This is a genomic window from Desertihabitans aurantiacus (assembly GCF_003344635.1).
Lineage (GTDB): Bacteria > Actinomycetota > Actinomycetes > Propionibacteriales > Propionibacteriaceae > Desertihabitans > Desertihabitans aurantiacus.
Genome location: NZ_QPKK01000281.1, coordinates 1 through 4,698, shown reverse-complemented (window position 1 = coordinate 4,698; position 4,698 = coordinate 1). Strand labels below are relative to the sequence as shown.

The window sequence follows — 4,698 nt, the reverse complement described above, 5'->3', positions numbered from 1 at the left end:
CCGGCCACCCCGGCGGTGGGCGCCACCTGCCAGAACGCCCGCGGCGACTCACCGCGGGCGACCGCCTCCAGCCACTGCGCGCCCCAGGGGTAGCCGGCCAGCACCGAGGCCGTGGGGCTCCAGCCGTCCAGCTCGGGGGCGGCACGCTCGCGGCGGGGGGCCTTCTCGGTGGCGGCGTGCCGCGGCGGCACGGCGAGCCGGACGACGTCGGAGAAGGTGCCGGCCCAGTGGTCGGCGACCGCCCGCACCAGCCGCGCCACCTCCGGGCTGAGCACCGGCTCGGGCGAGACCACCTTGTGCAGCGGCTGCAGGCTGCGCTCGGTGGTGCTCGCCCCGGCCCGCTCCAGCACGAACCCGTCGCGCAGCCGGCCGGCGAAACGCACCCGCACCCGGGCGCCGGGGACGGCGTCGTCGCGCATCGCGTCGGGGACGGTGTAGTCGAACACCCGGTCCAGGTGCGCCAGCCCGACGTCGACGGCCACCCGCGCCACGTCCACCACGGGGGCGGGCAGCAGCGCGGCGGGATCGGTCACGGCCCCGATGGTAGGGGCGGCGCCCGACAGCGCCGGCCGGGTTCAGCGCCCGGGTCGGCGCGGACCGGGAGGGCGCACCACCAGCACGGCGCAGGGGGCGGAGTGCTGCACCCGGGCGGCGGTGCTGCCGAGCAGCACGGTCTCGCTCAGCCCGCGGCCGCCGCTGGCGAGCACCACCAGATCGGCCGGCAGCTCCTCGGCGGCGCGGACGATCTCGGCGGCGGCCGACCCGCTGCGCACCTGCCGGCGCACCGGCGGTCCCCACCGGGCCAGCTGCTCGGCCACGACGGCGACGGCGTCCTCGGCCTCCTGGCGGAAGCTGAGACCCTCCAGGCTCGACCTCGCGGGGTCGCGCGGACGCCCGAGGTCGTTGGCGAACGGGACCGCGGCCAGCGGGCTGACGACGGCGACCACGGTGACCGCGTCGATCCGGGCCGGGTCGGCCAGTCGCTGCAGCTCGCGTGCCGCGGTCAGCGACTCCCGCGAGCCGTCGGTGGCGACCAGGACGTGCATCTCAGCCCTCCTTCGCGTCGTGGCCGTCGTAGCCGGCGAGCGGGTCGCGTCCGCGGCGGGACGCGCGTTCGGCCAGGTAGAGCGCGAGGCCGACCAGCAGCAGTCCGCCGACCCACAGCAGCGAGCTGGGGTCGTCGACCACGACGTAGACCAGTAGCACCACGTTGCCGACCAGGCCGACCACCAGCAGCGGGGTCGGCGCCCGGTAGGTGTCGTCGGCCTCGTCGGTGCCGCGGAGCTTGAAGGCCGAGACGATCACCAGCGCGTAGATGAAGAGCAGGAACACCACGGTCACCGTGGCCAGCCGACCGACGAGGTCGAGCTCGGGGTCGACGAGCTGGACCAGCGCACCGACCACCAGCAGCAGACCGACCACCAGCCCCGAGAACAGCAGCCCGACCCACGGGCTGCGCCGGGCGTGGTGCAGCCGGGAGAAGACCCGCGGCACGACGCCCTCGCGCCCCATCCCGTAGAGCACCCGGGACTGGGTGACGATCGAGACCAGCGCGGTGTTGCTGATCGCGACCATGGCGATCAGGGCGAAGGCGATGATCATCGCGCCCACCGGTGCGGGCAGCACGCCGGCGCGGATCACCTCCAGCAGCGCGGCCTCCGACCCGCCGAGCACGTCCACCGGGACCACCAGGGCCGCCGTCATGGCGACCAGCACGTAGATCACCCCGGCGGTCGCCATCCCGCCGATCAGCGCCCGCGGGAAGGTGACCGCGGGCCGTCGTGTCTCCTCGGCGACGTTGGCGGCGTTCTCGAAGCCGGTCATCGCGAAGAACGCCAGGGCCACCCCGGCCACCACCGCGAACACCGGGTTGCCCTCCGCGCGGAACTCGGTGAGGACGCCCCAGCGCGCATCGCCGCGGGCCACGTGCACCACCCCGGCCGCCAGGATGATCGCCAGCCCGGCGACCTCCACCACCGTCATCACCATGTTGGCCACCACCGACTCGGTGATCCCGATGAAGTTGATCAGGCAGAGCGCCAGCACGAAGACCAGCGACACCAGCAGCACCGGAGCCTGCTGGAAGACCTGGGTGAAGTAGCCGGCGAACCCCGAGGCCAGCGAACCCGCGGCGGCGAAGGCGGCGGAGAGGAAGCAGACGGTGACGAAGAAGGTCAGCGCCGGACGCCGGAAGGCGTGGTGGACGTACAACGAGGCACCAGCCGCGCGGGGGTACTTGCTGACCAGCTCGGCGTAGGCCATCCCGGTCAGCGTGGCCACCGCCACGCCGGCGGCGAAGGCCAGCCAGAACGCGCCGCCGACAGCAGCGGCCACCGAGCCGATCAGGACGTACACCCCCGAGCCCAGCACGTCACCCAGGACGTAGCCGTAGAGCAGCCGTCCGGTGATGGTGCGCTTGAGCCCGCCCTCGGACTCCTCGGTCCGCTCAGGCTGCGTCGTCGTCATACCTCTCCCCTCCCGACGTCCGGGCGTCCGGGCGGGGATCGCCCGCGCGTCCGGCGTCTGGCCTGGACTACCCGGCCGTCAACGCCTCACGCAGGAGCCGGCACGCGCCAGGACCGGGGCAGCAGGACCGGGCGGACGGACCGTGGGGTCCGCCCGCCCGGGTGTGGGTCAGTAGGTCCGGGCCGCCACGATGAACGGGCTCGCGGCCTGGAGCACCGTGCTCCGGTCCGCCGGGGTCTCGACCGCGCCCTGGTACACGCCGCCCTCGGCGGCCTTGTCCTGCAGGTTGGCGATGATCGCCGCGTGCCGGGCCTCGACCCCGAAGATGCTCGCGGCCGCCGACAGCAGCTCCTTCTGCTGGAACAGGGCCGGAGCCGCCCCGAGGTAGGCCTGCACCCCGAGGTTCTCGAAGGTGTAGGCGGTCTCGAGGTAGCTCTCCAGCGAGCCGAAGGCCTGCCCGAAGTCCACCTCCGGTGCCGGGACGGCCGTGCCGCCGAGCTGGGCGATGGTGTCCTGGAGGGCCATCACGTGGGCCTCCTCGTCGGTCTGGATGGTGCCCAGGTAGTCCGCGGCGCGGCCCTCGGCCAGCCCGGACTGGTTGCCCTGCCGGTAGAACTCCGCCTCCAGGTACTCCAGGGTCAACGCGTAGTTGAGCACGTCGACGGGGCCGTCGAAGTCGTCAACGCCCTCGGCGAGAGCCCACTTGGCCGACAGCATGGTGAGCGCCACGGAGCCGGGGATGGCCACGGCGGCACCCCGGATGAGGTCCCTGCGGTTCATGATGATCTCCTCTCGTCCTGCGTGGTCACTGCTCGATGAACTTGCCGGCCTGCTCCAGCACCTGCTCCATCGTCATCGTCTTCTCGAACGGCGCAGGGAACGGGTTCTCCCCCAGCAGGTCGGCGACGACGGCGGCGTGCCGGGACTCCACGCCGGCGATGGCGGCCGCGGCGGCGAGGATGTCGGGGTCGTCGATCCGCGGCACCTGGCCGTGGTAGGCGGTGACGCCCAGCTCCTCGAAGGCCGAGGCGTTGGTGAGGAACATGTCCTTGTCGTCGAAGGTGCCGTCGGGGAACATGAACGACGGCTTGTCCACCGGCTCGCCGCCGAGGTCGGTGATGGTCTGGGTGACCGCCTCGACGTGCGCCTGCTCGTGGTCGCGGATCGGCTCGACGAGCTCGAGGTCGCGGCCGTCGAGGACGCCGCTGCCGAGGCCCTGGGTGTAGAACTCCGCCTCCAGGTACTCCAGGGTGAGCGCGTAGTTGAGGATGTCCAGGTCGTTGGCGGTGGCATCGGCGACGGCCCGGGGGTCGCGCATCGCCGCGGCGGCCGCGGCCAGGCTCGAGCCGGCGCCGACCACGAGGGCGGTCTGCAGGAACCGCCGTCGGCTGCTGTCGTCACGGAACAGGATCACCGGACGTCCGCCGAACGGCTGCGGGCGGACGAACTGCTGTGGTTGGGTCATGTCGATTCCTCACTGCTGGGTGGTGTCGGGTCTGTCGGGTCCGTCGGGTGGGTCAGTCGGTCACCACCTCCACGGATCGCGTGCGGCAGGCGCCGGTGGTCATCGGGCCTCGGCCCGGACGACGATGCGGTAGACCGGGTCGCCCTCGGGATGGCAGGCGAAGAGGGTCACCTCCCGGGTGCCGGGCTCGGGCTGGGCCAGGACGGCGTCCTTGTACTCCTCCTCGGGCACGATCGTCGTCCCGGTCACCTCGTAGGTGGTGGAGCCGCCGGCGGTGCTGACGACCACCGCGTCCCCCGGCTCGAGCTCGTCCAGCTCCTTGAACGGCTGGGTGTGGGTGTTGCGGTGCCCGGAGATGACGGCGTTGCCCTCCTGGCCGGGCATCGGGGTGCCGGGCCAGTGGCCGGGGCCCTCCGCGAGCACGCTCTCGTGGACACCTTCGCCGTAGGCGGCGTCCAGGCCGATGGCCGGGACCTGCACCCGGCCGAGCTCCTGGTGCTCACCCGGCGTGGTGCTCAGCGCGGCCAGCTCCTCCGGCGTTACGGGCAGGTCGTAGCCGGTCGCGGCCGCCACCACCTCGCCGAGCTCGCGGACGTCGTCGACGTCGGGCCGCGGCTGCGCCGGGGGTCGCGGGCTCGACGGCCCGGGCCCGGGCAGCACCCGTGCGGGAGCGGTCTCCTCGGCCGAGGTGCCGGGCAGCTGCTGCCAGGGCACCAGCCACGGCGCCACGGCGACCACGGCCAGCACCGCCGCGCCGGCGATCCGCC

At 73.5% G+C, this 4,698-nt stretch carries 6 protein-coding genes; all 6 read right to left on the bottom strand.

All coding sequences use genetic code 11. From position 1 onward, the window contains the following. Positions 1–533, bottom strand: a 533-nt coding sequence (locus DVA66_RS17235) for a primosomal protein N' family DNA-binding protein (RefSeq protein WP_456297817.1), incomplete at its 3' end; no start/stop codon positions are given. 42 nt (positions 534–575) lie between these two features. After that, on the bottom strand, positions 576–1,046 hold the full coding sequence (locus tag DVA66_RS17230; RefSeq protein WP_114561168.1) for a universal stress protein: 471 nt from the start codon (positions 1,044–1,046) through the stop codon (positions 576–578). Between the two features lies 1 nt (position 1,047). Then, complete coding sequence (locus DVA66_RS17225; RefSeq protein WP_114561167.1) at positions 1,048–2,466, bottom strand: APC family permease; 1,419 nt, start codon at positions 2,464–2,466, stop codon at positions 1,048–1,050. A 168-nt stretch (positions 2,467–2,634) separates the two neighbouring features. Beyond that, positions 2,635–3,246 carry a ferritin-like domain-containing protein gene (locus DVA66_RS17220; RefSeq protein ID WP_198671892.1) on the bottom strand — a complete coding sequence of 204 codons (612 nt, stop codon included), beginning with the start codon at positions 3,244–3,246 and terminating at the stop codon, positions 2,635–2,637. 25 nt (positions 3,247–3,271) lie between these two features. After that, on the bottom strand, positions 3,272–3,931 hold the full coding sequence (locus DVA66_RS17215) for a ferritin-like domain-containing protein (RefSeq protein ID WP_114561165.1): 660 nt from the start codon (positions 3,929–3,931) through the stop codon (positions 3,272–3,274). A gap of 99 nt (positions 3,932–4,030) precedes the next feature. Beyond that, positions 4,031–4,698 (bottom strand): class E sortase (locus DVA66_RS17210; RefSeq protein WP_157974084.1); only part of this gene is annotated, 668 nt, incomplete at its 5' end.